At 36.4% G+C, this 1,339-nt stretch carries 1 protein-coding gene; it reads right to left on the reverse strand.

Annotated elements, in window-relative coordinates; translation table 11 throughout:
• Positions 1-535: 535 nt before the first annotated feature.
• Positions 536-1,132 carry a serine/threonine protein kinase gene (locus ACFVSH_RS26700; RefSeq protein ID WP_387598840.1) on the reverse strand — a complete coding sequence of 199 codons (597 nt, stop codon included), beginning with the start codon at positions 1,130-1,132 and terminating at the stop codon, positions 536-538.
• Between the last annotated feature and the right edge of the window lie 207 nt (positions 1,133-1,339).

The following is a 1,339-nucleotide window of genomic DNA, read 5'->3' on the forward strand; positions in this document are numbered from 1 at the left end:
GTAAAAATATAATTATCTTCGTGACAATGAAGGCAAAACGGAAAAAATTCGCGACATGAATATCGCGAATTGCTTCCTGGAGTTCTATGACTTTATGAAAAACGTATTACTCCTAACTTATTCCCATATAAGAAAGCGACATCCCATTTTATCCTTTTCAGGCCTATCAGCAGCTAAATTAGACTGTAGAGTTCGTTGGCGCGGAACATGTCGGCAACCATGCCTTTCGAAAAACAATATGCTATTGGTTTTACAAAGCCGCTAAGGATATTTCCGAACGTGTACATTACGAATGGGAGTAACAAGGCATACTGCGCATTTCGCAAATTCCATAGTCTAAGAGAATTCCATCCTAATAAGTCGAACTCCATTACGTGAAAGAATCGACTTTATTCCTTTAGCTTTTCCTGCCTGTACAACATAATTGGTTTTGTGATGCATTCATCATGAAATTTTTTTCGTATACCATACTTGCACCGGTTCGAGCATTTGCTGAAGCCATTTTCCCATATTGTCATCCTATCGGGTAGGTTTCCTATATCGCATTGAAATCGATATTTTTCTGCCAGTCTTCATATGATTCAGGATCGATTTTCTTTGCTTGTTCCAGGAATGAATCCAATAACCCCAATTTCTTTAGATCACGAAACATCTTCGGATTATATGGGTCATTCATTGTGAGGCCATCTGAATGATCGATTGCTTTCAGCACATTTCCCTTTGTTACAACAAAATGTCCGATTGAGGTCTTGATTCTACTAAATCCAACTCTCTTTAGTTCCTTTCGAATCATTATGATTTGTTCTGTAAACGTTTCGGGAATATCCTGCTTTCCTTTCAAATAATCTTTTAGATTGGGACCTTTTAAATACTCCATAATTACATAGTTTGGTCCGACTTCATATAACCTCGGAACAATATGGGTTTCCTTCGCTGCTTCAAGTGCTTTCCCCTCTTTAGTTGCTGCATTAGGATTGACATATATTTTTACGCAAAGATCTTCATCAAGCTGAAAAACTGCACCTTGACTTCCTTCCCCAATTAGTTTAAATTTGGTTGGATTATGAATAATAAGTCCCTTTTTACCGTTCTTTTCTATTCTCTCAACCTTTATTGATTTAAAATCCTCCATCTACTCTTGCACCTCTTTTCTTCTTTTTAATAACCATTACCTATAATATGAAATCATCGATTAGTTGCTTTAGGTTAATAACACACTTTATCACAAAATTAAGTCATCCCCTCTTTTACAGGCTTCTTAATGATGAAAAGGTCCTAAAGGAAAGCTTTTCCCAGCATTTCTTCAGTGTCTTATGCTCATATACGTACAATTAAAAAC

Source organism: Peribacillus sp. NPDC058002, assembly GCF_042886655.1.
Lineage (GTDB): Bacteria > Bacillota > Bacilli > Bacillales > DSM-1321 > Peribacillus > Peribacillus aracenensis.